This window comes from Agathobaculum sp. NTUH-O15-33 (genome assembly GCF_033193315.1).
GTDB classification, from domain to species: Bacteria; Bacillota; Clostridia; order Oscillospirales; family Butyricicoccaceae; genus Agathobaculum; species Agathobaculum faecihominis_A.
In genome coordinates, this window is the sequence record NZ_CP136187.1 from 938,032 (window position 1) to 960,595 (window position 22,564).

The window sequence follows — 22,564 nt, forward strand, 5'->3', positions numbered from 1 at the left end:
GGGACGGTTCTTCCTGTCGGAAAGGACAGAAGAACCGTCCCCTTGTTCAGCGGCGCTCCGGTAAGGATAAAAGATCTATGATAAACATCGCAGTGCTCGTCTCCGGCGGCGGGACGAATCTTCAGGCGCTTCTGGACGCCGAAGCGCGGGGCGGGATCGAAAACGGGCGTATCACGCTCGTCGTTTCCTCGAACCCGAAGGCGTATGCGCTGGAGCGCGCTGAAAAAGCGGGCGTATCCACCGCCGTGCTGCGCCGCCGCGATTTTGCTTCGGCCGAGGACTATGGCGAGGCGCTGGACCGGCTGCTGCAAGAGCGGCGGATCGGCCTGATCGTGCTGGCGGGCTTTATGACCGTGCTGTCGCCTTCGTTTTGCCGGCAGTATGAAAACCGTATTTTGAATGTCCATCCGTCGCTCATCCCCTCGTTTTGCGGGGAAGGGTTTTACGGCCTGCGCGTGCACGAAGCCGCGCTCGCCAAAGGGGTGAAGGTGACCGGCGCTACCGTTCATTTCGTATCCGAAGTGGTGGATGGCGGCGCGATCGTATCCCAAAAAGCCGTTGAAGTGGAGCCGGGCGATACGCCGGAAACGTTGCAGCGGCGCGTGATGGAGCAGGCGGAATGGGTGCTGCTGCCGCAGGCGGTCTCCGATTTCTGCGCCGGGCGCCTTGGCGTAACAGACAGAGCCAAAAACGTGTAAGGAGTGTTTTTCCATGAGCAAGAATGTGTTCAATATCAGCACCGAGCTGATCTCTAACGCTTATCCGGGCCGCGGCATCGTGCTTGGCCGCACGCCGGATAATAAGAAGGACGTAATCGCTTATTTCATCATGGGCCGTTCGGAGAACAGCCGCAACCGTGTCTTTGTCGAGACCGAGGACGGCATCCGCACCGAAGCGTTCGATCCCTCCAAGATGACCGATCCTTCGCTCATCATCTACCATCCGGTCCGCGTGTGCGGCGGCAAGACCGTCGTCACCAACGGCGACCAGACCGACACCATCTGCGAGTACCTGCGCGCGGGCAAGAGCTACATCGACGCGCTGCGCACCCGCCAGTTCGAGCCCGATCCGCCGAACTACACCTCGCGTATTTCGGGCGTGGTCAACGAGGATGGCTCGTACAGCCTTTCGATTCTGAAAAACTTTACGTCCGACCGTACCTCGAACAAGCGCTTTTTCTATGAGTATGACAAGCCGGTGCCCGGGCTGGGCCATTTTATCCACACCTACCTGTGCGACGGCGACCCGCTGCCGCCCTTCCGCGGCGAGCCCAAGTGCATCCGCATCGAGTGGCCGATCGGGGAAATGGCCGACCTGATGTGGGATTCCATGGACGCGCAAAACAAGGTGGCCCTTTTCGTCCGCTACATCGACCTAGAAACCGGCACGTATGAAACCGTTATAAAGAACAAAAACGCGAAATAAGGTAGGAATTAGGAGGTAGGAGGTAGGAGTTGATCGGAAAAAACGGCGTGATGCATCAGAAGAGTTTATCGTTTGCTAAAAGCATCGTTAGTGTGTATCAATATTTGACAGATGAAAGAAAAGAATTTGTTTTGTCTAAACAAATATTACGCAGCGGAACAAGCATCGGAGCCAATATAGCGGAATCGCAATACGCTGTTAGCCGAAAGGATTTCTTAAACAAGCTGTATATCGCTCTGAAAGAGTGTGCGGAGACTCTGTATTGGCTCGAGCTTTTGAGAGATTGCGCCTATATTACGCAAACGCAGTACAAGGAATTGCAAGAAAATTGTGAGGAACTGCGCAAAATATTATCTGCTGCCACAAAGACCCTTCGCGAAAATAACTCCTAATTCCTACTTCCTAACTCCTAACTTGATGAAAGGATTGATAATATGAAGGACTTATCCTTAAAGTACGGCTGTAACCCGAACCAGAAGCCGGCGCGCATTTTTATGGGCGAGGGCGAGCTGCCGATCGAGGTGCTGAACGGCCGCCCGGGTTATATCAATTTCTGCGATGCGTTCAATGCGTGGCAGCTGGTGAAGGCGCTGAAACAGGCTACCGGCCTGCCCGCGGCGGCATCCTTCAAGCATGTTTCGCCCGCGGGCGCGGCGCTCGGTACCGCGCTTTCGGATATTGAAAAGAAAATATACTTTGTCGAGGACGATCACGAGCTTTCGCCCATCGCGTGCGCGTATGTCCGCGCGCGCGGCGCGGATCGCCTGTGCTCCTACGGCGATTGGGCCGCGTTAAGCGACGTGTGCGACGCGGACACGGCAAACTATTTGAAGGGCGAGGTTTCGGACGGCATCATCGCCCCCGGTTACACCGAGGAAGCGCTAGAGATCCTGCGTTCCAAGCGGAAGGGCGGCTATAACGTCGTTAAGATCGATCCTAATTATGTGCCCAAGCCGATCGAACAGCGCGATATTTTCGGCGTGACCTTTGAGCAGGGCTACAACGATCTGGCGATCACAAAGGATATGCTGCAAAACATCGTGACCGAAAATAAAAACCTGCCTGAAAGCGCGCAGCTTGATATGCTGGTCGCGCTGATCACGCTCAAATACACGCAGTCCAACTCGGTCTGCTACGTCAAGAACGGACAGGCCATCGGCGTGGGCGCGGGCCAGCAGAGCCGCATCCACTGCACGCGGCTGGCGGGCAACAAGGCGGATAACTGGTTCCTGCGTCAGCATCCCAAGGTGCTCGCGCTTGACTTTGTGGACGGCATTCGCCGCCCCGACCGCGACAACGCGATCGACGTTTACCTTTCCGACGAATACGAGGACGTGCTGGCCGACGGCGTTTGGCAGCAGACGTTCAAAACCCGCCCCGAGCCGCTCACGCTCGAAGAAAAGAAGGTCTGGTTACAGGGCAACACCGGCGTAACCGTCGGTTCGGACGCGTTCTTCCCCTTTGGCGACAATGTGGAGCGCGCGCATAAGTCCGGCGCGGCCTATATCGTGCAGCCCGGCGGCTCTATCCGGGATGACCACGTGATCGACACCTGCAATAAATACGGCATCGCCATGGCCTTTACGGGCATGCGGTTGTTCCACCATTGAAAACCGCGGGTACAAAAGCGCGGCAAGCGGCAAGTCTGTTGCTGATTGCGCTTGCCGTGCAGCTCGGCGGGTCGCTGCTTGCCGAGATGGCGAATTTGGATACGGCGTGGCTAATCGGCATTTTGTTTTATGTGCTGAGCGGCTGGGCGGCCGTGCTGCTCGGCAGTAGGCTGTCGCTCGCGGCGGCAATTTGCGGGGCGGGCGTCTGTCTGGCGCTGCCTTTTTCGCTGCTGCCGCAGGCGGCCAGCGTGATACTGACCAATGTGATCTATATCGCGCTGTATCTGCCGGTACAGCGCGTGTTCGACCAGCGGCTAAAAATAGCCGAGGTATCGCGCGCAACGCTTACCATCGGGCGCGGCTGGTCGCTGTTCACGCTGATCGGCCGTGCGCTGTCCATCGCCGACCGTCTGCCCTATTTCGCGGGACAGGATAAGCTTTCCGCGGCGCAGGGCCATTTTACCGCGCTGTTTCAGGCCCAGCTTGCGATCGAGGTCGCCGGGCTGCTGGCCGTTGTGATTTCCTATGTGTTTATGGTGCGCTATTTATGGCGCGCTAAAAATCTGCTGACCGATTAAAGAGGGGAGGTATCCGCTTGGTCGGGACGTATTACGCCTATTTAGCGATCGCGGGCGGCTACCTGCTGAACCTTGCGGGCGGTCAAATCGGCCATGCGGCGGTTTATATCGTCGCCTATGGGCTGATCGCGCTCGGCGGCATTGCGCTGCGCCGGTTTTCGCCGTGGTATTTCCGCGCCGCGGGCGCGGCCCTTGCTTGCAGCGTGCTGCGCCTTTTGCAGCTCGCTTTGCCGGTGGCGGCGCTGCCGTTTTTGCTGGCTTGCGGTGTGCTGCATGTGCTGGTCTGCCTCGGTCTGGCGGGGCAGCGGAAGCGGTGCGGCCTTAGCCCCGCCTTGGAATACGTGCTGCTGGCGCTGGCAGCCGCGCAGTCGCTTGGCGGCGCGGTGCTGCTGACCGGGCTGGCGGATGGCAACATATTTGTCTTTCAAAACCTGCTGCTGGCCGCCAATGCCGGCGGCGTCATATTCCTAATCGGCATGGTATTCGACGTATTCCGCACCCAAAAGCTGGCGCTGAGAAGCGAGGCGGAGCAATGAAGGAGCTTCGCCAGTTGTTTCTGCCGTGCGCGCTGGGTATCGCCATGCTGATCGTCGCGCTGTGGGCGGGTTCGTTTGCTTGGCTCGCGCAGTTGCTGGGCTTTATGGGGGTCGCCAACGGCGCGCAGCTTTTGGCCGAATACCGGCCGAAGCTCCAGCGTACGGTGCGTTTCGCGGTCGGCGCGGTCGCGGCTGCCGTTTTGCTGAAGCTGCTTGGGATGGTGCCCGCCGCAAGCGCCTATCGGGGCTGGGAAACGCCGATCGTCCTGCTGATGGACGCGGTGGTGCTCACTTGCCTGTGCGCGCAGTTGGCGGCGCTTCTCGGCGGCGGCTGGCGGTTTACCTGCTGGGTCGGCGCGCTGCCCGGCGCGGTGGGCGTTTTGGCCGCGCTTGTGCAGTGGCATGGCTACAAGCTCGCTTGTGAACCGGCCGTGTCCGTGCTGCTGCTCGCGGCGCTTATTTGGATTCTCGCGGCATACCGCCGCTTTCATCAACAAGGAGGACTGAAAATGAAGGTTCTGGTCATCGGCGGCGGCGGGCGGGAGCACGCCATCGTTCATACCTTAAAGAAAAGCCCGAAGGTGGATCATATTTGGTGCGCGCCGGGTAACGGCGGCATTGCGGAAGAGGCGGAATGCGTCGACCTGAAGGCTACCGATATCGACGGCGTGGTCGCCTTTGCCAAAGCAAACCAGCCCGATCTTGTCATGGTCGCGCCGGACGATCCGCTTGCCCTCGGCATGGTGGACGCGCTGGAAGCCGCCGGGTTCCGCGCTTTTGGCCCGCGTAAAAACGCGGCCGTGATCGAAGGCTCCAAGTCCTTTGCCAAGGAGCTGATGGAGAAATACAACATCCCCACGGCGGGCTACGCTGTGTTTGAAAATTCGGCGGACGCGATCGAATATATCCGCAAAAACGGCGCGCCGATCGTCATCAAGGCGGACGGCCTTGCGCTTGGCAAGGGCGTTACCGTTGCCATGACGGAGGAAGAAGCGATCGAAGCCGTGAAGGACGCGATTGACGGCGGCAGCTTTGGCGCGGCTGGCGCGCGCGTTGTGATCGAGGAATTTCTCACCGGGCCGGAGGTTTCGGTTCTGGCGTTTGTCGATGGCAAAACGCTCAAAACCATGCCCTCCGCGCAGGATCACAAGCGCGCTTATGACCACGACGAAGGGCCGAACACCGGCGGCATGGGCGCATTTTCGCCCTCACGCTTCTATACGGACGAAATCGCGGCCACCTGCATGGAAACGATTTTTAAGCCCACCGTCGCCGCCATGGCGCAGGAGGGCCGCCCGTTCAAGGGCGTGCTGTACTTTGGCCTGATGCTCACGCCGAAGGGCCCCAAGGTGATCGAGTACAACGCCCGCTTCGGCGATCCCGAAACGCAGGCCGTGCTCTCGCGCTTGGACAGCGACCTTTATGATATTTTTAACGCCGTGATCGATGAAAAGCTGGATCAGATCGACATCAAGTGGGCGGATAACGCCGCGTGCTGCGTCTGCATGGCTTCCGGCGGCTATCCGGGCGCTTATGAAAAGGGCAAGGAAATCGCCGGTCTGGATCAGGTAACGGATTCCATCGTGTTCCACGCGGGCACGGCGGTGAAGGACGGTAAGCTTGTTACCGCCGGCGGCCGCGTTCTGGGCGTAACCGCGGTAGCGGATACGCTGGACGAAGCCATCCGCAAGGCCTATGCGGATGTTGAAAAGATCCATTTTGATCAGGCACATTACCGCACGGATATTGGAGTGAAATAAATGAAAACCGAACAGCAGAACCGTATTTTGACCTGTATGGCCGATGTGCTGAACCAGAACGGCTTCCGCGCCGAGGTCATGCAGAGCGAGAACGCGCCCACGCTGCTGCGCTGCGAAGCCATGCGGCAGGGCAAGGTAGCCAAGGATGTGGTGATAGAGTGCTGCTTTATCCCCATGCAGCTGCCGGAAGAGGACATGGGCCTTTTGCAGTTTTTCGTTACCCTGTTCCAGAACGCGCCGGAAACAAACGCGGCGCAGACCCGCAAAGCCTGCGCCTACTGCAACGATTTCTGCGCGCTTGGCTCGTTTGGCTATTTTGAAGGAGCGGGGCAAATCTACCTGAAGCATAACACCCTGCTGGACGGCTCGCTGGAGCTGGAAAAGATCATCACCTTTGTGGCGGATAATATTTCCGTTTTGCTCGCCGCCGTTACTCGTTTTATCGACGGCCTAGCCGCGGTATCGTTCTCCGGCATGCCGCTGGATTCCGTGATCGATCAGGAACTGTTCCCCAAGCTGTAAAGCGGGATAATAGAAGAATGCAAAACGCTCCTCTGAAAAGAGGAGCGTTTTGCATAGATATAGAAATGAAAAAGTGATGTGTGCGATAAGCAATAGGGGGGACACAAAAGAACCGTCCCCCTGTGCACGTCTTTTAGTGTTTTAATCTTCTTATAGCATCAATAGAATCTGATAAAACTAAAAGCGAATACCCAATTAAAAGTAGCATAATAGCATGTTCAGGGTGAAGCTCACTTTTGTGATATCTAAGAAATGCAAAAAGAAAAATTACCATACAAATGAACACACGTCTTATATAATAACACTTTTTAGAGCTTATTCTCAACTTAAATTTATCATTCAGCATAAATTCAAAATAGAATAGCGCAATAAAGAGTGGAATTGCGAACAAGATAATGTGTTCAGGAATTTCGTTATGCCCAAACATGCTCAAAATGCCCATAAGCAATGAAAACAACGACAGTGATGCTATCACATAACAAGTTCGAAGATTTTTCTTCATGTCTTTCTTATGCAGGTTCAAACCTGACATCATAAGCGCTGCTATAGTCTAGTTCCGCATATGGGCGGGTATCCCAACCGGATATTACAGTAGAAGTTCCACCGGAAATTGAATCGTAAATAACAGAGCAACGTGCATATCCGCCTGCTTCCTCAACGCTTTTTCGTGCATAATAGTCCTGATATGCGCTGGCAAGACCAGCAGCCGCTAAAAGTTTTGAAAAAACATATTCCGGAACAAAACCCAAGACTCCTATTATAACAGCTCTTATAGTGCCAAAATTTCCAGCCAACAATTTGTTTGTTTCTTCTTTATTACAAAAGGTAATAGCATTTTTTACATAACCGTCGTCAAGCTGATATTTAAAGTCGTATTGATATGTAAGAACTCCGCCGTTGGGTGCATACCACCGCTGAGAGTTTGAGGCAAATGTGGATTGTTCCTTGGGAATAAGTGCTGCAACGTGTAGATCATAGTGCTCTAATGCGTCCTGCTCTTCCAACTGCCGATAAATTGAAGCCTTCAATTCTGCATACGGGTCAATGTTTTCATTTGCAGCAAATGCGAATGGCATCGAGATTACGCCCATAGAAAAACACAACAAAATGGATACCAATTTTCTCAACGTTTTTTTCATAATGAAGTCCTCCTTTTCGTCATGGATACCATAGAAAATACTCGACTTTTTCGGAATTTTTACTCCTTAAAAATGAGATTATTGATGTGATACCATCATAGGCATCAAATCCTTTCTTAAATAGAAGATAAGGGGTGGCGATTCCGTCTTATTGGTATTGATGTTGGGAAGAACAATAGAGCCACCGCTTTGTCTTATATCTGTGCCAGATATAATAACTTTTAACTATAACTCAAAATGATTGATTTGGAAATGTTTTTGTCGGGAAACATGCCTGAAATGGCGTGAAAAATTACTTGGAGAGCAAGTGAAACGAGTGGATAGAAGAACTGTCCGAAACCACTGAAAACCCTTTGTTTGATGGAACAGCATAAACAATGCAGGATATAATAAAATATTTTACAAAAAAACAAAGAATAACAAATCGTATTAAAGAAGTCGAAAAAAATGGTTTTTCTCTTTCTCAGAAATCTGGACTTTTTCAGTGGTTTCGAACTGTCCCCTTGGCTTTAAATCTGATATAAAACTCATTTATTCAATTTTTGTGGAACCTCCGGCTCATACATCCCACCATGCGATGCCGTGCCAACGGATACCACAGCCGCAAGGAACGCGCAGGCGGCGAGTTTGGTACAGAGCTGATAGATCATTTTTTTCATGATGTTTTCCTCCCTTTTCGTGAGTGGATATATATCGCCGAAATCATGCACAAAGACACGATCCAGAGCGTCAAGGAAATTGTCGCGCCTTCTTGCCGGTGGTACAGACAGAGGACGAATGCAAGAAGCGTCAGGCTATAATACAGCACAATGGAGAATCGCCGGTTCTTCTTTCGCACCGCATCGGTAAGCGGTTTGTTTGCGTGAGGGATGGGGGCGAAGAGCACGACCGGCACGGATGCCAATAGGTTTTCGCCAAGCAGAAGAATCGCGTTGTCGGGGGATAGCCACATATTACATAGCATGAATAACAGATACGCGCCAATGGTGCAGATGTGGCAGTGCAAATGCGTTTTTGCATGGTAGCCGCCGCAAAAGCTGCGCAGGCCGACGAAAATAAATAGGTACAGCACGCTATACCAAAGCTGGCCCGCAAGGCCGCCGATCAGCAGGATAGCGGAAAAGTTGATCAGGTCGGCAATCAGCAATTCAAACCCATATTCGTATATTTCGCGGTCGGCCGAAGGTATAATAGATCGGGCTATAAAAAAAGCAGTTATTCTAGCAGATATACTCATTCAGGAACCCTCCGTGAAAAAGTCTATCTGTAAAATAACTGCTTTTGTCGAAGTTTGCAAGGGGTTAGGCAAGTTTTGTATGAATACAGGCAAAATTGGTAATGAGTATCATAAATTATGAAAGAATATGAAATAAAATACAGTTGGAATTACAATGCGAAGGAAACCAAATTTGTGGCCGGGTGAGTCAGCGATGCCAGTAAGTAAAGATAACGCATACAAAAAAACATAGGAATCACCGAGGTAGTAGGGCGCGACGCCCTCGGCGCGCCATCTCGAAGGGACGTAAAACTTACTGGGAAACAATGTTACTTCGCTCGGCTGTACCCAGCCTGTTTGGTACTCCCGCATATTCCGGTGCTTCGCTCTCGGCGCGCCGAGGGCGTCGCGCCCTACTACCTCGGTGATTCACATGTAATTTGTATGCGTTACGTTTATCTTAATGGCATTGGGTGCGTCGCCCGGCGGCCACTACTGCGCATTTTTTGCGAGCGGGGCGAGCCTCCTATGACCGGGAAAGTAAAATTTCAGTGACAAAGCGGTCGTTTTCTTCATAAAAACGAAGGTGGCCGCTATATTTTTGCACGATTTTGTTGATGTTTTTTACGCCGTAGCCGTGTCCTTCCTTTATTGTTTTTGTGGTGTCAAGCGTTGGGTTATCGCCAAGGACGGAGCGGGTAATGCTGTTGCGGAGCGTTATCATAGCGTACTCGTCCGATTTCCCGATGGTAAGGGTGATCTCCTTGACCGGCGCTCTGCTGGCCGCTTCGATCGCGTTATCCAGCAGGTTTCCGAAAAGAACGCAGATATCCTCCGCCGCCATAAAACGCAGCGTTTCGGTAATGACGGGGCTGAACGAGATACCGGCATGAAAAGCGGCGGATTGCTTGACGTTTAAAATAGCGTCCAAAGCGTCGTTCCCGGAAAAAACGAAGGTGCGGTTTAAATCCTCCTGCTGGCGCAGAAGGTTTTGGATATATTGCCTGACATCGGCTTGTTTACAGTCCGCCGGCTCCAGCATATGGGATAAGCAAAGCAGATGATTACTCATATCGTGCCGAATGGAACGCACCTCCTCATACAGGTTTTGAATATCCGCCGCGTTTTGCCGGTCGCTGGCATGCTTGAGCGCCAGCAGCTGATAATCGCTTTTGAGCTGGCTGCTGCGCGCAAGACTGATGAACAGCCAATATGTTAATAGGTTTAGTACGATCAGCAGACAGACGGCGATAAAAATCTTAGATTGTGTCTCCGGCGCTTGCATGGCGGTAGAGGTGATTAGACCGATTGTAACTATGGACAGGACAGGAAAGACAACCAGTGGGAAAACATCTTGCCTTTCAACACGGCTATGCTTTTTGAAACGCAGCACCAGACGCGTGATCTGAAAAAACAACAGTTTTGTGAGCAATACAGAAATAATACGTATGGTATCGAATTGAGTAAAAATATCTACAATATCGGCATCGAATATACTGCCAAACAAAAACGCAGTAAAACCTGCGATCGCCATAATGCCAATCATGGTAAAAGCGGACAAAACTGCCTGTATCCAAACGTTACCCTTTAAAAGAACCTGACAGAAAATAAGGTTGATTACAATCTGCACTAAGCTGGAAGTGATCTGAAATGCTGCCATAGCAGAGAAACAAGTGACTGCTACCGTGGAAATCAACCAAAACAAACCGCAGCCCCACCACCGTTTCGCGCCCTCCACCCGGAAGCCAAAATACCGCGCGAGAAAATCTAGGATTAAAAAGGCTTCCAGCGCGTTGATCGCTGTTTCAAAAGTAAATCTCATTGTTTCAGGCTCCCTTTGCTGCGGAAAAAGGCGTCTTGGGTATCCTGCCACCGGCTGCGGCTGACGGGGATAATGATTTCTTTTTTTGCGCGCAGCGTTACATTTTGTTTATCCAGCGTTTTCATATAGCGGCAGTTGATATAGTAACTGTTATGGCAGCGGATAAAGTCCGGGCTGTTAAGCTGCGCCACGATGTCGTCCAGCTTGGCCCGGAACCGGTGGGTATCTCCCGCCGTATGCAGAAGAATATAGTGCCCCTTGCTTTCAAAATACAGAATATCATCCAGCAGAAAACGCCGTGTGACATCGTTGACAACAACAGAATATTCCTGTTGTCCCTGCCGTAAGGCGGCGAGCAGCTTATCGATCACCACGGGCAGCTCCTCCAAATGGTTTTTCCGCAGAAACCAGAAGGGCTGGAACTGGAATGAATCAAAAACCAAATCCTCCATGCTGGTCGTAAAGATCAACAGCGGCTTTTGGGGGCGGCCTGATAATTGCGCCGCGATGGTGAACCCATTCGCTTCCGGCATATCGATATCCAGAAAGACCACATCCGCCGGACTTCGGTCGATCTCCTCGAGCAGCCGCGCCCCGCCATCGCAGCGCCGCAGGTCTACCGTTATCTCCCGTTGTGCAAATTCAGTCATAATTGCCCGGCCAAAGTGGTATAAGAAGGCTTCGTTATCGTCGCAAAGTAGAATACGCATAGACGCTCCTCTCTTCAATACCAAAATTATATATCATTCGCCAAAATAATACAATAAAATCATGGAAATGTATTTTAGAAAAAGAAAAGAGGCTGTCAAAAAACTATTGCGAAATAAAAGAATGCCTAACTGTCATTCTGAACGAAGTGAAGAATCTCGCGCGAACGCGCGGAATTGACGTAAGAAGCGCGCGTTCGCGCGAGGTTCTTCGTCGCTTCACTCCTCAGAATGACAAAGCTAGGCACTCTTTTTCTTTTGCAATGGTTTCGCCCTTCTAAGGCGGACTTTTTTTACAGCCTCTGGCTTTGATCAAACAGAATCACGCAGGTTTTGGTAAAACAATGCCGCCTGCTGGTTGCCGGTGGAAAAGGAAAAAGGCAATCGATTGTTTTCCAACTTTAGCGTGCAAGTGGTAACATCTTGGTATCGCTTATCGTCCTCTAAATAAACGCTTTGCAGCTTGTGCAGGGGAATATAGGTAAAATCATATCCATATTCGCTTTCCTGCGCGTCCTTTTCCGCGTTTTCCTGTACAATGAGCAGCAATTCGTCGTCATTGAACAGGTGCAGCGCGCTCGGCAAAAGCTGGGGCTTGAGCAGCCGAAACAGCCGCTGCGTCAAGCTGGGCTGCCGTGGCAAAAGATGCGCCGCGGGCTGAAACGCGCCGGTTTGAAAGCACTCGCCCGCGTCGCGCAGGTCGTTTTGCAGGTTGATAAACAGCGCGTCCGGTATTTCTTGCTCAAACGCCGGGCCGACGCGCACCTTCGATTTGGCGCGCGCCTGCTCCCGCGCCTGATAATTCGAGCGGATCAGCCGCACAAAACGCTGCATGAGCTGCATCGAGGTGGTGTTGAACGTAACGGTAAGCGCGCGGCCGCTCAAGTAAAGCGTGCACAGGCCGAGCAGAAATTTTCGGAACAGCCGTATCCCTTCGATCGCCTCATAAGCAACCGTAGTGGAGGAGACCGCCTTGCCCTCGCGCTTTAAAATAAGGATATGGTGTTCGTACGCGGCGATCACATAGTCGTACAGCTCCATGTCCGGCGTGGCCCGTCGGCGCTCGATATCCCGGGGAATTTTAAAGCTCATAATGGGTTCGGGCGACTGGGGATAATGGGGCGCGAACAAGGCGGGCAGCGGGTGTTCCTCGCTGATCTCGTATATCCAAGGGCCAAACGCGTCGTATTCGGATACAATCATCCCATCACTTCTCATTTCACATATTGCAGCAGTACGCCGCTGAATTTTGGCAAATGCAAGAATAATTTGTCCTCATCTGCCGAAAATGAACGATCGTTCTCTTTTGATGCGCCGCCGAAAGCCGTCCAATCCGTGTGCAGCAGCAGGGTGGCCGGTGCGTCGATCGGGAAGTCGCAAGGCTCGTCCGAAAAGTTCAGAACAGCAAGCAGGCGTTCGCCGTCTACACTTCGGGTAAAGGCAAAAACGCTTTCCGTTTGCTCGTCCTGAGGCAGCCAGACAAAGTTATCCGCGCGGTAGTCCGCGTGCAGCGCGGGGTGCGCGCGGTACACTTGGCACAGCGCCGCGAAAAATGTGTGGAACGGGCCGTGCTCATACGACCAATCCAGTTCGGCGGCTTCGTTCCATTCCGTGCGCAGGCCCAATTCGCCGCCCATAAAATTCAGCTTTTTGCCGGGGTGGGCAAACATATAAAGGTAAAAGGCGCGGGCTTCGGCGTATTTGTCCTCTAAATCGCTGCCATACATCTTCTGCACGATAGCGGCCTTGCCGTGCACCACCTCGTCGTGCGAAAGGGGAAGCAAATACCGCTCATTCGGGAAGTATTCCATGGAAAACAGCAGCTTGCCGCGGTCACGCGGCCGCTCTTCCGGCGGGGTTTGCATATATTCCAGCGTGTCGTGCATCCAACCGAGGTCCCATTTGTAGTCAAACCCAAGGCCGCCCTCCTGAATGGGCTTAGTAATGCCCGGATAGGCGGTCGAATCCTCGGCGATTAGAAGGGCGGTGGGGTGGCGCTGCTTCAATCCTTCGTTCATATTGCGCAAAAACTGTAGCGTATCGCCGTTCACGCCGCGCGCGGGGTCGCCCTGCCAGTAGATCAGGCGGGATACCGCGTCCATGCGCAGGCCGTCAAAATGGAACTCGGTCAGCCAATAATCGGCGGCGGATTGCAAAAAGCAGCGCACCTCGCGGCGGGAATGGATAAAGTTGTAGCTGCCCCATTCGCTTTCGCCCACGGCGGGGTGGGGGTATTCGTACAATGTCGTGCCGTCATACCGGGCAAGGCCGTAGCCGTCCACCGCGAAATGGACGGGCACAAAGTCCATGATTGCGCCGATCTCGGCGTGATGCAGCTTGTCGATCAGCATTTTCAGCTGCGCCGGGGTGCCGTAGCGCGAAGTCGGCGCGAAAAAGCCGGTGTTTTGATAACCCCACGAGCCGTCAAACGGATGCTCGGATAGGGGCAGGAACTCCACGTGGGTGAAGCCGTGCTCGCGCAGGTAGGGGATCAGGAAATCCGCCAGCTCGTCGTAGGTGTACCAGCCGTTTTCATCCTTGGGGTTTCGTTTCCAGGAGCCGGGGTGCATTTCGTAAATGTTCACGGGGCCGTCATGGCTCGCGGTGCGCGCGGCCATCCATGCGTCGTCGGTAAAGGTATATTCCGAAAGGTCGGTCACGATGGAGCAGCAGCCGGGGCGAAGCTCCATGGCGAAACCGTAGGGGTCGCAGTGGTCCTGTACCGTGCCGTCCCCAGCGTAAACGCGGTACTTGTAGAGCTGGCCCGGCTTGGCCTCGGCGCTTTTCAGCTCCCAAAAACCGCTTCTGCCGTCCGGGATCATCGCGTCCTCTTGCCAGTCGTTAAATGCGCCAGTTACGGTTATTTTAGTGGAATTTGGCGCAAAAGTACGAAAAATGACCGACTGGTCGCTAACGTGAGCGCCGAACCAGCGGTAGGCGTCGAAGATTTTACCATCAAAAAAAGCCTGTTTATCCATGAGAGGGGGTTCCCTCCTTTACTATTCTTAGTTATAGTATAAGGGAAGGCGCGGACAAACACAAGGAACAAACCACCCATAATATGTAGATTAAGTTTTGGCGCTATATCGTAAAAAATTTTTGAACCAAATGCACCCTTCGGTGCTCTTATATACAGGTGCACCAAATACATGGAAGGAGGGAGCACATGACCGACGAAGAACTTGTCCGCCGCTGGAAGCAAGGCGACATGCAGGCGTTCGACGAATTGTACACCCGCTATAAAGATGATGCGTATCGCGTCGCCTGCCTTGTCACCGGAAACTGTTCGGATGGTGAGGATTTAACGCAGGAAGCGTTCGTTACCTGCGCGCAGTCCATCTCATCGCTGCGGGACGGATCGAAATTCCGCCCGTGGCTGCTCAAGACGCTTACCCGGCTCGCGTGGAAATACTGCCGAAAAAAGCGCCGCGAGACCCCGGAAGCCGAATTGATAGGAACGGGGCAGGAAGAAAGCGCGCTTAGCGCCGTATTGCGTACCGATGAGCAGAAGCGCTTATACAACGCGCTTTACACGCTGGATGAAAAACGTCGCACGGCAGTGATCCTCTATTACTACAATGAACTTTCTGTTCACGAGATCGCCGAGGCGACCGGCGTGATCGAGGGTACGGTCAAATCCCGTTTATTTTCCGCCCGCCGCCATCTGCGGCAGGCGCTGACAGACAATACGGAAGAGGCCAAGGAGGCTGTCAACCATGGATGAAATGAATTTGAACCGAGCGGTAAGCGAGACCCTGCATGCTTGCGGAGACGGGCTGAAAGCGCCCGATAAGCTAAAGACCCGCGTCGATTTTGCGATCAGAAGCGGCGCGCCCCTGCCCAAAAGCAGGATGAAAACTTGGAAAAGAAACGCGATCGCGCTTTGCGCGGTGCTGGCCGTGGCCGTTGGCGGCGCGTTTGCGGGCGGCAAGGTGGTCAGTTGGTCAACCCACAGCTATATTGCCAACGGCTGGACTGATTTTGACAAGACCGCGTCGGAAGCGGAAGCCATTTCGCCCGATCTGAAGGTCGTGGACAGCTTTTTAAGCGAGTTTACCTTTGTACAGGGCAATCGCGACTCGATCGATAAAGTTGACGAATCGGGCAATAAGGTTGAATCTTTCCCGCTGCTGACGCTGCGTTATAAAAATGATAAGGACGTTAGCCTCGATGTTTCCGTCGAGCCGGTCCAGCCGGACGGCATATATGACGATCCGTTTGACGAGACCCGCCAGATCGGCGACGTGACCGTGGGTTACCGCGCAATCCCGCAGATTTTCCTGCCGGGCGACGAATCTGAAAAGCCGACCGCGGAAGAGCAGGCGAAAATGGACGCGGGCGAGATCAACATCGCCTACGGCACCGAGACGCGCGAAGAGCTAAATTATTATCGTGTCCACTGGGTGGAAAACGGCCTGACGTACAGCATCGCAACCTTTGACGAGAGCGATCTGACGGCGGACGACTTTTTCCAGATGGCGGAAGACTTGATCACGGCGAAGTAAAACAAAAGGCAGCGAAAAAGCCCTGTAATTTATGGTTACAGGGCTTTTTTGCCCATGACCGAAAGGGTTTTGCATGATGAAAAAAAGACTGCTCGCAGTGCTGCTCTGCGCTGTGATGATCGTATCGTTTTTGCCGGTCGGCGCGGGGGCGGCGGATCGCTTCGGCGCATACGGCTTTACCGAAGAAAAGGTACAAAAACGGGAGGAAGGCGCCTACCACCTGCTGCGGCACACGGCTTCGGGCGCGCAGGTCCTATGGCTGGAAAACGACGGGGAGGAACGCTCCTTTGCCGCCGGGTTCCGCACCCCGCCCAAAGATTCGATGGGCGAAAACCACGTTTTGGAACACGCGCTGCTTTGCGGCAGCGAGAAATATCCGGTGCGCGAACTCATGCACGTACTGGCGAATACCTCGGTCGCGGATGAGCTGAACGCCTACACCTCGGATGATTTCACCTGCTATGTGGTGCGTACCAAAAACGAAACGGATTTTTACAACCTGTCCGATGTGTATATGTCGTCCGTGCTGTTTCCGCTGCTGCGAACAGAGCCGAATATTTTCAAGCAGCAGGGCATCCGTCTGGAATATGTTGACGGCAAGGCGCAGTACAACGGCATCGTATTCAGCGAACTGAAGCTGCGCAGTCTGGATACGAACGAAAATTCAATCGATTTTGTCAGCGAGCAGATGTACCGCAACCTTTATGGCGACGGCACGCCCACGCTTGCGTCCGGCGGCGCCATTCCGGACATTTTAAACCTGACCTATGACGATGTGATGCGCGTTTATAACACCTATTATAAGCCTTCCAACATGCTGATCTATGTGGCAGGCGAGCAGGATATCAGCAAAACGCTTAAAATGCTGAACGGTTATTTATCTAAAGCAGACAAAGGCAGCGCGCCGGAGATCGAATTTGACAGCGCGCCCATCGAACAGACCAAGAGCGTGCAGGAATACAACCTGACCGCATCGACCAAAACCGTGGATATCGGCTTTATGATGCACGGGCCGGACGTGCTGGACCTTAAAAATGTCGAGGCATGGAACGCGCTCGTTACCTATTTATTAGAGATAAAAATGCAGGAGCAGTTCCCGGATACAATAGGTTATTCGGTCGGCGGCATGGGCGGTGGCATCTATAATTTTGGTATTATCCTTGCGGGCGTGCCCGTGGAACAGAAGGATCAAGCGGTGCAGGCCTTTCAAAAACTGCTGGACGAAGTGGCCCAAAACGGTATTCCGTCCGACTGCCTCAACAAGCTGCTCGATCAGCAGAAGACATGGCAGCAGTTTGGCCGCGAGGAGATCTTCACCGGCTTTGCCTACGGCGGCGATCCGCTGGCCTGCATTGACCGTCTGGATGTGATCGACGCGCTGAAAACCGATACGCAGATTTATAAGACCCTTGCCGCCGAATGGCGCACGGGCAAGTACCAAACGACCGTCATTTCCGGTAACGGCGGCGCAAAGCCGGGCATTCCGGAGCCTAAGCTGACGGACGCGGAGCTGCAGCAGGTAAAGCGGGATACCGAGGCGTTTAACGCATGGATTGGCACGCCGGATTCTCCGGAGAACATTGCCAAGCTGCCGCAGCTCTCGCTCGCAGACTTTTCGGAAAACACCTTTGCGTTAGAACAAAAAAGTGAAACAACGCCCGAAGCGGCGTGGTACCACACCGTGGATACGGACGCGGAGCAGGCATCCTTCTCGCTCTATTTTCCGATCGAAGCCAAGGCGGACGATCTTGCCGCTTGGTGCCTGCTGGCCGAATTTTTGAACGATCAGATGGAAAAGGGAAATATTGGCGCTTATTTTGGGGTCGATGGAAATGCGCTGTACGGCGATGCGGAAACTTTGGCCCCGGCGCTTGTCGCCGGCGGTTCGGTCGCGCCGGCCGAGCTGAAAACGCAGGTCGATCGTCTGATTAAGCTGCTGGGTGCGCCGCCCTTACAGGATACGAGCGCGCTGCGCGCCTTCCTGACCGAGCGGAAAAAGCAACTGAAAGCGAATTTCTCCAATCCATTCCAGACGGAGTACGGCCTCAGACTCTTGGCGAGCACGCAGAGCAACCGCTTTTTAAGCGGGGCGCCCGCCGGGTTCTACGGCTCGTCGCGCTCCTATCAGGCGTTTGTGGAAAAAGCGGTGGATGCGCCTGAAAAGGATGAAGCGCTGCTCGCACGGCTGCGCGGCCTGCTGGGCGATGCTTTAAAACGCGGCGGCGTAGTGACGAACTTTCAGGGGAGCGAAACGGATTACCGCACCTTCCAAGCGGCGGCTAAGTCCTTTTTGGCGGGACTGCCCGAAGGCAGCGGCGTTTCCTCCTGCGCGTTTTTGCCCGGCGGGTGGCCGTCCGCGCTCGTCGTTTCCAACGGTACGCAGGACGACAACCACGTGATGATAGACGGCGTTTACGATGGGCCCGTGGATGACGCGGCGCTGCGCGTGCTGGGCTCGGTGCTGGGGGCCAAATACCTGATGCCCGAGCTGCGCGACAAGCGCGGGGCCTACGGTACGAACATCAGCTTTGACGCGCACGGCATGACCATGGCGTGCGCGGGCGGTGTGCCCGTGGACGAGGTGATCGCGGTCTATAAAGGCGTGGGCGCGTATGTGCGGGGGCTGACGCTGTCGGACAGCGAGCTGAACGGCTACATTATCGGCGCGATCAAGGAATACGACGAGGAGGCGTCATGGTCGCGCGGCAACGCCGCGGCGCTCGCGCGTTCGGGCAAAACGCAGGCCGATTTTGAGCGCGAGCGTGCGGCGCTGATGAACGTCACATTGGACGATCTGAGAGCATGCGCCGATCTGCTGGATCGCATGACCGCGCAAAACCGCGTGTTTGCGCGGGTAAACACCGCGGAAGCGAAGGGCGTTCAATTCCCGTTCGCCTGCCGCGCGGACGCGGATACCGGACGGGTGCGGCCGATGCTGCGCGCCGATCTGCCGCAGGAAGGCGCGAAAACGCCGCTGACGCGGGCGGAAAGCCGCAGCGCTGATTGCGGAAAGCTTGATCGACCAGTCCGCTGTCGAGCGGCCCGAACTGCCGCGCTTTACCGACGCTTCGTCGGACGCGCTTTCGCGCTTGCACGACCGCGGCCTGCTGCGCGGCTATGAGGACGGTTCGTTCCACCCGGACGCGGCCATCACCCGCGCGGAGTTTTGCTCGCTCGTGGATACGCTCGCTCCGGCGGGCACGGCGGCTGGCCCGTCGTTCAGCGATGTCGGCGGCGGGTACTGGGCGCATAAGGTCATCAGCCGCATGTCGGGATTGGGCTATTTGAAGGGCGACCCGGAAGGCACCTTCCGCCCGGAGGACACTATCACCGGCGCGGAGGCGCTGACCATCCTGCGGAGACTGTCAAAAAAATAATTTTGACAGTCTATCGATCGAAACAAAGCCCCATTTCGATCGAGTGTTCCGGCTCTGGCGCGCGCCTTTCAGGCAGAAGGTGAATTGCCCCTTCGGGGCAAGAGAGGCCGGCCTGGGCCGCACTTCGCCGCCGGTTTGTTCAAAAAGCGAGATACATGCTCCCGCTTTTTGGTCAAATTGAAGCTTAGCTTCAATTTTCAATTTTATTGCGCGCTGTGGCGCGAAGGCTTTTTGACAAGCTGTGCAGCCGGTCGAAACGATGTTTCGGCCGGCTGTGTTTTTCTCTTGTGTTTTATGTCCTTTTTGGCTATAATAAAGGGTAACGGGAAATAAAAGGAGCGGAAAAGCAATGGAGAAAAAACCGTATTATATATCGACGGCGATCGCCTATACCTCGGCCAAGCCGCATATCGGCAATACGTATGAAATCGTGTTGGCGGATGCGATCGCGCGTTATAAGCGCATGACGGGGTACGAAGTCTATTTCCAGACCGGCACCGATGAGCATGGCCAGAAAATTCAGGAAAGGGCCGAGGCCGCCGGTATTTCGCCCCAGCAGCATGTGGACAATGTGGCGGGGGAAGTGCGCCGCATCTGGGACCTCATGAACACCACCTACGATAAGTTTGTCCGCACGACCGATCCGATGCACGAAAAAAAGGTGCAGCGCATCTTCAAAAAGCTGTACGATCAGGGCGATATCTACAAGGGCAGCTATAAGGGCAAGTACTGCAAGCCCTGCGAATCCTTCTGGACGGACAGCCAGCTCAAGGACGGCTGCTGCCCGGATTGCGGACGCCCCGTGGTGGACGCGGAGGAAGAAGCCTACTTCTTTAAAATGAGCAAATACGCCGACCGGCTGATGAAGCATATCGAGGAGCATCCCGAGTTCATCCAGCCCGAGAGCCGCAAAAACGAGATGGTCAACAACTTCCTAAAGCCCGGCTTGCAGGATCTGTGCGTGTCGCGCACCTCGTTCTCATGGGGCATTCCGGTGGATTTTGACCCCGGCCACGTCGTTTACGTTTGGCTGGACGCGCTGACCAACTATATCACCTTCTGCGGCTACGACCCGGACGGCAGCCACGATGAGCATTATAAAAAATTCTGGCCGGCGGATGTGCACCTGATCGGTAAGGACATTATCCGGTTCCATACCATTTATTGGCCGATCTTCCTGATGGCGCTGGGCGAAGAGCTGCCGAAGCAGGTGTTCGGCCACCCGTGGCTGTTGGTGGGCGATGGGAAAATGTCCAAATCGCTCGGCAACGTGATCTACGCGGACGATCTGGTGCGCCTGTTCGGCGTGGATGCGGTGCGCTACTATGTGCTGCATGAAATGCCCTTTGGCAACGACGGCGTCATTTCGTACGAGCTGATCTGCGAGCGCATCAATTCCGAGCTGGCCAACGTGCTGGGCAATTTGGTGAACCGCACAATCGCCATGACGAAAAAGTATTTCGGCGGCGTTATCCCCGCGCCCGAAGCCGCCGAACCGGTGGATGAGGAACTGAAAAGCCTCGCGCTCGCCCTGCCCACGGCTGTGGAAAAGCGCATGTCGGGCCTGCACGTGGCGGATGCGATCGACGAAATTTTCACTCTGCTGCGCCGTTCCAACAAATATATCGATGAGACTATGCCTTGGGCCCTTGCCAAGGATGAGGCAAAGAAGGCCCGTTTGGGCACGGTGCTTTACAACCTGCTGGAATCCATCCGCTTCGCGGCGGTTGAGCTTGCGCCCTACCTGCCCGAAACGGCGGATAAGATCTTCGCGCAGTTAAATGTGGAGAATAAGGGCGTGGAGAGCCTTAACTCGTTTAACGGCATGCCGGTAGGCGGCAGCGTGGGCGAAGCGTCCATTTTGTTTGAGCGCATCGATATCCCGAAAAAGCTGACGGAGATCGAGGAAGAAAACGCCGCGAAGAACCCGCCCGCGGTCACCTTCCTGCCCGATATCGCGTTTGACGATTTCTGCAAGGTCGATATGACGGTGTGCAAGGTGCTTGCGTGCGAAAATGTGAAAAAGAGCGAAAAGCTGTTGAAGTTCCAGCTGGACGACGGCTCCGGCAAGCCGCGGCAGATCCTTTCCGGCATTGCGAAGTACTATAAGGCCGAGGAACTCGTTGGCAAGACCGTGGTAGCCGTTACCAACCTGCCGCCCCGTAAGATGATGGGGCAGGAGAGCTGCGGCATGCTGCTTTCCGCTGAAAAGGATGAAAAGCTGAACCTGCTGATGCTGGATGACGGCATCCCGGCGGGCGCCAAGCTTTGCTAAACCCAAAGGCCGCCGTTCGGCGGCCTTTTTCGCTAGATTAAGGAGGACGGATATGTATCAGTACGAATATGTGTCGCTGCATACGGGCGGCGGCTTTTGGGTCGATAATTCCGCCGGCGAGCATCGGGATCTGATCGCGCGATACGCGGCGCAGGGCTGGCGATACGCCGGCTTTGTGCCCACGCGCTTTTCCAGCTACGGCGGTATCAAAGAGCTTGATCTGGTGTTTGAGAAAGAGGTTCCGTAATGCTGTTTGACACCCATGCCCATTACGACGACGAGCGCTTTGACAGCGACCGCGACGAACTGCTCCGGTCTATGCCGGCGCAAAATGTCGGCCTGATCCTCAATCCGGCGGTCGATTTGGCGTCCAGCCGCAAGGCGATTGGCTATGCACAAAAATACTCCCATATGTACGCTGCGGTTGGTATTCACCCAGAAGATATCAACGAAAACTGGGAAAATGACCTATCGGTCATTTTTGAATTGGCGCAAAACGAACCCAAGGTGCGCGCCGTCGGCGAAATCGGTCTGGATTATTATTGGGAAAAAGAGGAACGCGCCCGCGCCCGCCAGCAGGTCGTGTTCCGCCGCCAGATGGAGTTGGCGGAACGGCTGTCTCTTCCCGTGATCGTGCACGACCGGGACGCCCACGGCGACTGCATGGAGATCACGCGCGCATTTCCGGGTGTGCGCGGCGTGTACCACTGCTATGCGGGCAGCGTGGAGATGGCGCGCGAGCTGCTCCGGCTGGGCTATTACCTTTCCTTCACCGGGGTGATCACCTTTAAGAACGCGCGCAAGGCGATCGAAGTGATCCGCGAAACGCCGATCGACCGCCTGATGATCGAGACCGACGCGCCCTATATGGCGCCCGAGCCGTACCGCGGCCGCCGCAATTCCTCCTTGTATGTGCACCGCATGGCGGAGACCATTGCTGAGGTCAAGGAAATGGACGTACACGAGGTCGAGCGCATCACGACGGAAAACGGCAAGCGTCTGTTTGCGATCGATTGAAAAAATAGAAAAAAACTGCTTGACATTTCCCCATGTTTTCCGTATAATATATTTTGTCGTCAGGACAAGTTCTGC

The 22,564-nt window shown here is 54.5% G+C and carries 22 protein-coding genes; 15 read left to right on the forward strand and 7 right to left on the reverse strand.

From position 1 onward, the window contains the following. Positions 1 to 77: 77 nt before the first annotated feature. The 8 genes from purN to RWV98_RS04885 all read left to right on the forward strand — a co-directional run bounded on the left by purN (position 78) and on the right by RWV98_RS04885 (position 6,431). Complete coding sequence (purN, locus tag RWV98_RS04850) at positions 78 to 698, forward strand: phosphoribosylglycinamide formyltransferase (RefSeq protein ID WP_280960885.1); 621 nt, start codon at positions 78 to 80, stop codon at positions 696 to 698. A 13-nt stretch (positions 699 to 711) separates the two neighbouring features. After that, entirely contained in the window at positions 712 to 1,425 is a 714-nt protein-coding gene (locus RWV98_RS04855) for an IMP cyclohydrolase (protein WP_317864153.1), read from the forward strand. Between the two features lie 29 nt (positions 1,426 to 1,454). Continuing rightward, positions 1,455 to 1,817 carry a four helix bundle protein gene (locus RWV98_RS04860; protein WP_317864155.1) on the forward strand — a complete coding sequence of 121 codons (363 nt, stop codon included), beginning with the start codon at positions 1,455 to 1,457 and terminating at the stop codon, positions 1,815 to 1,817. A 42-nt stretch (positions 1,818 to 1,859) separates the two neighbouring features. After that, entirely contained in the window at positions 1,860 to 3,035 is a 1,176-nt protein-coding gene (locus RWV98_RS04865) for a phosphoribosylaminoimidazolecarboxamide formyltransferase (protein ID WP_280960887.1), read from the forward strand. A 38-nt stretch (positions 3,036 to 3,073) separates the two neighbouring features. Then, on the forward strand, positions 3,074 to 3,613 hold the full coding sequence (locus tag RWV98_RS04870) for a hypothetical protein (RefSeq protein ID WP_317864157.1): 540 nt from the start codon (positions 3,074 to 3,076) through the stop codon (positions 3,611 to 3,613). A 17-nt stretch (positions 3,614 to 3,630) separates the two neighbouring features. Further along, on the forward strand, positions 3,631 to 4,149 hold the full coding sequence (locus tag RWV98_RS04875; protein ID WP_317864159.1) for a hypothetical protein: 519 nt from the start codon (positions 3,631 to 3,633) through the stop codon (positions 4,147 to 4,149). Between the two features lie 509 nt (positions 4,150 to 4,658). Beyond that, entirely contained in the window at positions 4,659 to 5,909 is a 1,251-nt protein-coding gene (purD, locus tag RWV98_RS04880; protein ID WP_317865689.1) for a phosphoribosylamine--glycine ligase, read from the forward strand. Next, positions 5,910 to 6,431: a hypothetical protein gene (locus RWV98_RS04885; RefSeq protein WP_317864161.1), complete on the forward strand. Its 522-nt coding sequence runs from the start codon at positions 5,910 to 5,912 to the stop codon at positions 6,429 to 6,431. Between the two features lie 509 nt (positions 6,432 to 6,940). Here RWV98_RS04885 and RWV98_RS04890 read toward each other — a convergent pair. The 7 genes from RWV98_RS04890 to glgB form a co-directional block, all read right to left on the reverse strand. Next, complete coding sequence (locus RWV98_RS04890; RefSeq protein ID WP_317864163.1) at positions 6,941 to 7,570, reverse strand: hypothetical protein; 630 nt, start codon at positions 7,568 to 7,570, stop codon at positions 6,941 to 6,943. 527 nt (positions 7,571 to 8,097) lie between these two features. Next, a complete protein-coding gene (locus tag RWV98_RS04895; RefSeq protein WP_317864164.1) occupies positions 8,098 to 8,229 on the reverse strand; it encodes a cyclic lactone autoinducer peptide in 132 nt (43 codons plus the stop codon). Beyond that, positions 8,226 to 8,807 carry an accessory gene regulator B family protein gene (locus tag RWV98_RS04900; RefSeq protein ID WP_317864165.1) on the reverse strand — a complete coding sequence of 194 codons (582 nt, stop codon included), beginning with the start codon at positions 8,805 to 8,807 and terminating at the stop codon, positions 8,226 to 8,228. The genes RWV98_RS04895 and RWV98_RS04900 overlap by 4 nt, the downstream gene beginning before the upstream one ends. A 505-nt stretch (positions 8,808 to 9,312) precedes the next feature. Further along, entirely contained in the window at positions 9,313 to 10,659 is a 1,347-nt protein-coding gene (locus RWV98_RS04905) for a sensor histidine kinase (RefSeq protein WP_317864166.1), read from the reverse strand. Then, entirely contained in the window at positions 10,605 to 11,318 is a 714-nt protein-coding gene (locus RWV98_RS04910) for a LytR/AlgR family response regulator transcription factor (RefSeq protein ID WP_317864168.1), read from the reverse strand. The genes RWV98_RS04905 and RWV98_RS04910 overlap by 55 nt, the downstream gene beginning before the upstream one ends. 309 nt (positions 11,319 to 11,627) lie before the next feature. After that, positions 11,628 to 12,518 (reverse strand): hypothetical protein, encoded by an 891-nt coding sequence (locus RWV98_RS04915; RefSeq protein WP_317864170.1) that lies wholly within the window; start codon positions 12,516 to 12,518, stop codon positions 11,628 to 11,630. 11 nt (positions 12,519 to 12,529) lie between these two features. Then, positions 12,530 to 14,293: a 1,4-alpha-glucan branching protein GlgB gene (gene glgB, locus RWV98_RS04920; protein WP_317864171.1), complete on the reverse strand. Its 1,764-nt coding sequence runs from the start codon at positions 14,291 to 14,293 to the stop codon at positions 12,530 to 12,532. Between the two features lie 188 nt (positions 14,294 to 14,481). Between glgB and RWV98_RS04925 the strand changes: the two genes are divergently transcribed. The 7 genes from RWV98_RS04925 (at position 14,482) to RWV98_RS04955 (ending at position 22,489) form a co-directional block, all read left to right on the forward strand. Next, the gene (locus RWV98_RS04925; RefSeq protein WP_317864172.1) at positions 14,482 to 15,039 is read left to right on the forward strand and encodes an RNA polymerase sigma factor; all 558 of its coding nucleotides are present in this window, start codon (positions 14,482 to 14,484) and stop codon (positions 15,037 to 15,039) included. After that, on the forward strand, positions 15,032 to 15,820 hold the full coding sequence (locus RWV98_RS04930; RefSeq protein WP_317864174.1) for a hypothetical protein: 789 nt from the start codon (positions 15,032 to 15,034) through the stop codon (positions 15,818 to 15,820). Before RWV98_RS04925 ends, RWV98_RS04930 begins: the two co-directional genes overlap by 8 nt. Before the next feature lie 73 nt (positions 15,821 to 15,893). Further along, positions 15,894 to 18,941 carry an insulinase family protein gene (locus RWV98_RS04935; protein ID WP_317864176.1) on the forward strand — a complete coding sequence of 1,016 codons (3,048 nt, stop codon included), beginning with the start codon at positions 15,894 to 15,896 and terminating at the stop codon, positions 18,939 to 18,941. Further along, positions 18,910 to 19,197, forward strand: coding sequence for an S-layer homology domain-containing protein (locus RWV98_RS04940; protein ID WP_317864178.1), 288 nt, complete (start codon positions 18,910 to 18,912; stop codon positions 19,195 to 19,197). Before RWV98_RS04935 ends, RWV98_RS04940 begins: the two co-directional genes overlap by 32 nt. A gap of 349 nt (positions 19,198 to 19,546) precedes the next feature. After that, positions 19,547 to 21,472 carry a methionine--tRNA ligase gene (gene metG / locus RWV98_RS04945; RefSeq protein ID WP_317864180.1) on the forward strand — a complete coding sequence of 642 codons (1,926 nt, stop codon included), beginning with the start codon at positions 19,547 to 19,549 and terminating at the stop codon, positions 21,470 to 21,472. A gap of 52 nt (positions 21,473 to 21,524) precedes the next feature. Next, positions 21,525 to 21,719, forward strand: coding sequence for a DUF4177 domain-containing protein (locus RWV98_RS04950; protein ID WP_317864182.1), 195 nt, complete (start codon positions 21,525 to 21,527; stop codon positions 21,717 to 21,719). Next, a complete protein-coding gene (locus RWV98_RS04955) occupies positions 21,719 to 22,489 on the forward strand; it encodes a TatD family hydrolase (protein WP_317864184.1) in 771 nt (256 codons plus the stop codon). The genes RWV98_RS04950 and RWV98_RS04955 overlap by 1 nt, the downstream gene beginning before the upstream one ends. Positions 22,490 to 22,564: the final 75 nt, after the last annotated feature.

What these genes read in the sequence shown, in the direction of transcription:
- purN (WP_280960885.1), top strand. Translation starts at nt 78, where the DNA reads ATGATAAACATCGCAGTGCTCGTCTCCGGCGGCGGGACGAATCTTCAG.
- RWV98_RS04855 (WP_317864153.1), top strand. Translation starts at nt 712, where the DNA reads ATGAGCAAGAATGTGTTCAATATCAGCACCGAGCTGATCTCTAACGCT.
- RWV98_RS04865 (WP_280960887.1), top strand. Translation starts at nt 1,860, where the DNA reads ATGAAGGACTTATCCTTAAAGTACGGCTGTAACCCGAACCAGAAGCCG.
- purD (WP_317865689.1), top strand. Translation starts at nt 4,659, where the DNA reads ATGAAGGTTCTGGTCATCGGCGGCGGCGGGCGGGAGCACGCCATCGTT.
- RWV98_RS04885 (WP_317864161.1), top strand. Translation starts at nt 5,910, where the DNA reads ATGAAAACCGAACAGCAGAACCGTATTTTGACCTGTATGGCCGATGTG.
- RWV98_RS04890 (WP_317864163.1), bottom strand. Translation starts at nt 7,570, where the DNA reads ATGAAAAAAACGTTGAGAAAATTGGTATCCATTTTGTTGTGTTTTTCT.
- RWV98_RS04895 (WP_317864164.1), bottom strand. Translation starts at nt 8,229, where the DNA reads ATGAAAAAAATGATCTATCAGCTCTGTACCAAACTCGCCGCCTGCGCG.
- RWV98_RS04900 (WP_317864165.1), bottom strand. Translation starts at nt 8,807, where the DNA reads ATGAGTATATCTGCTAGAATAACTGCTTTTTTTATAGCCCGATCTATT.
- RWV98_RS04910 (WP_317864168.1), bottom strand. Translation starts at nt 11,318, where the DNA reads ATGCGTATTCTACTTTGCGACGATAACGAAGCCTTCTTATACCACTTT.
- RWV98_RS04915 (WP_317864170.1), bottom strand. Translation starts at nt 12,518, where the DNA reads ATGATTGTATCCGAATACGACGCGTTTGGCCCTTGGATATACGAGATC.
- glgB (WP_317864171.1), bottom strand. Translation starts at nt 14,293, where the DNA reads ATGGATAAACAGGCTTTTTTTGATGGTAAAATCTTCGACGCCTACCGC.
- RWV98_RS04925 (WP_317864172.1), top strand. Translation starts at nt 14,482, where the DNA reads ATGACCGACGAAGAACTTGTCCGCCGCTGGAAGCAAGGCGACATGCAG.
- RWV98_RS04930 (WP_317864174.1), top strand. Translation starts at nt 15,032, where the DNA reads ATGGATGAAATGAATTTGAACCGAGCGGTAAGCGAGACCCTGCATGCT.
- RWV98_RS04935 (WP_317864176.1), top strand. Translation starts at nt 15,894, where the DNA reads ATGATGAAAAAAAGACTGCTCGCAGTGCTGCTCTGCGCTGTGATGATC.
- metG (WP_317864180.1), top strand. Translation starts at nt 19,547, where the DNA reads ATGGAGAAAAAACCGTATTATATATCGACGGCGATCGCCTATACCTCG.
- RWV98_RS04950 (WP_317864182.1), top strand. Translation starts at nt 21,525, where the DNA reads ATGTATCAGTACGAATATGTGTCGCTGCATACGGGCGGCGGCTTTTGG.
- RWV98_RS04955 (WP_317864184.1), top strand. Translation starts at nt 21,719, where the DNA reads ATGCTGTTTGACACCCATGCCCATTACGACGACGAGCGCTTTGACAGC.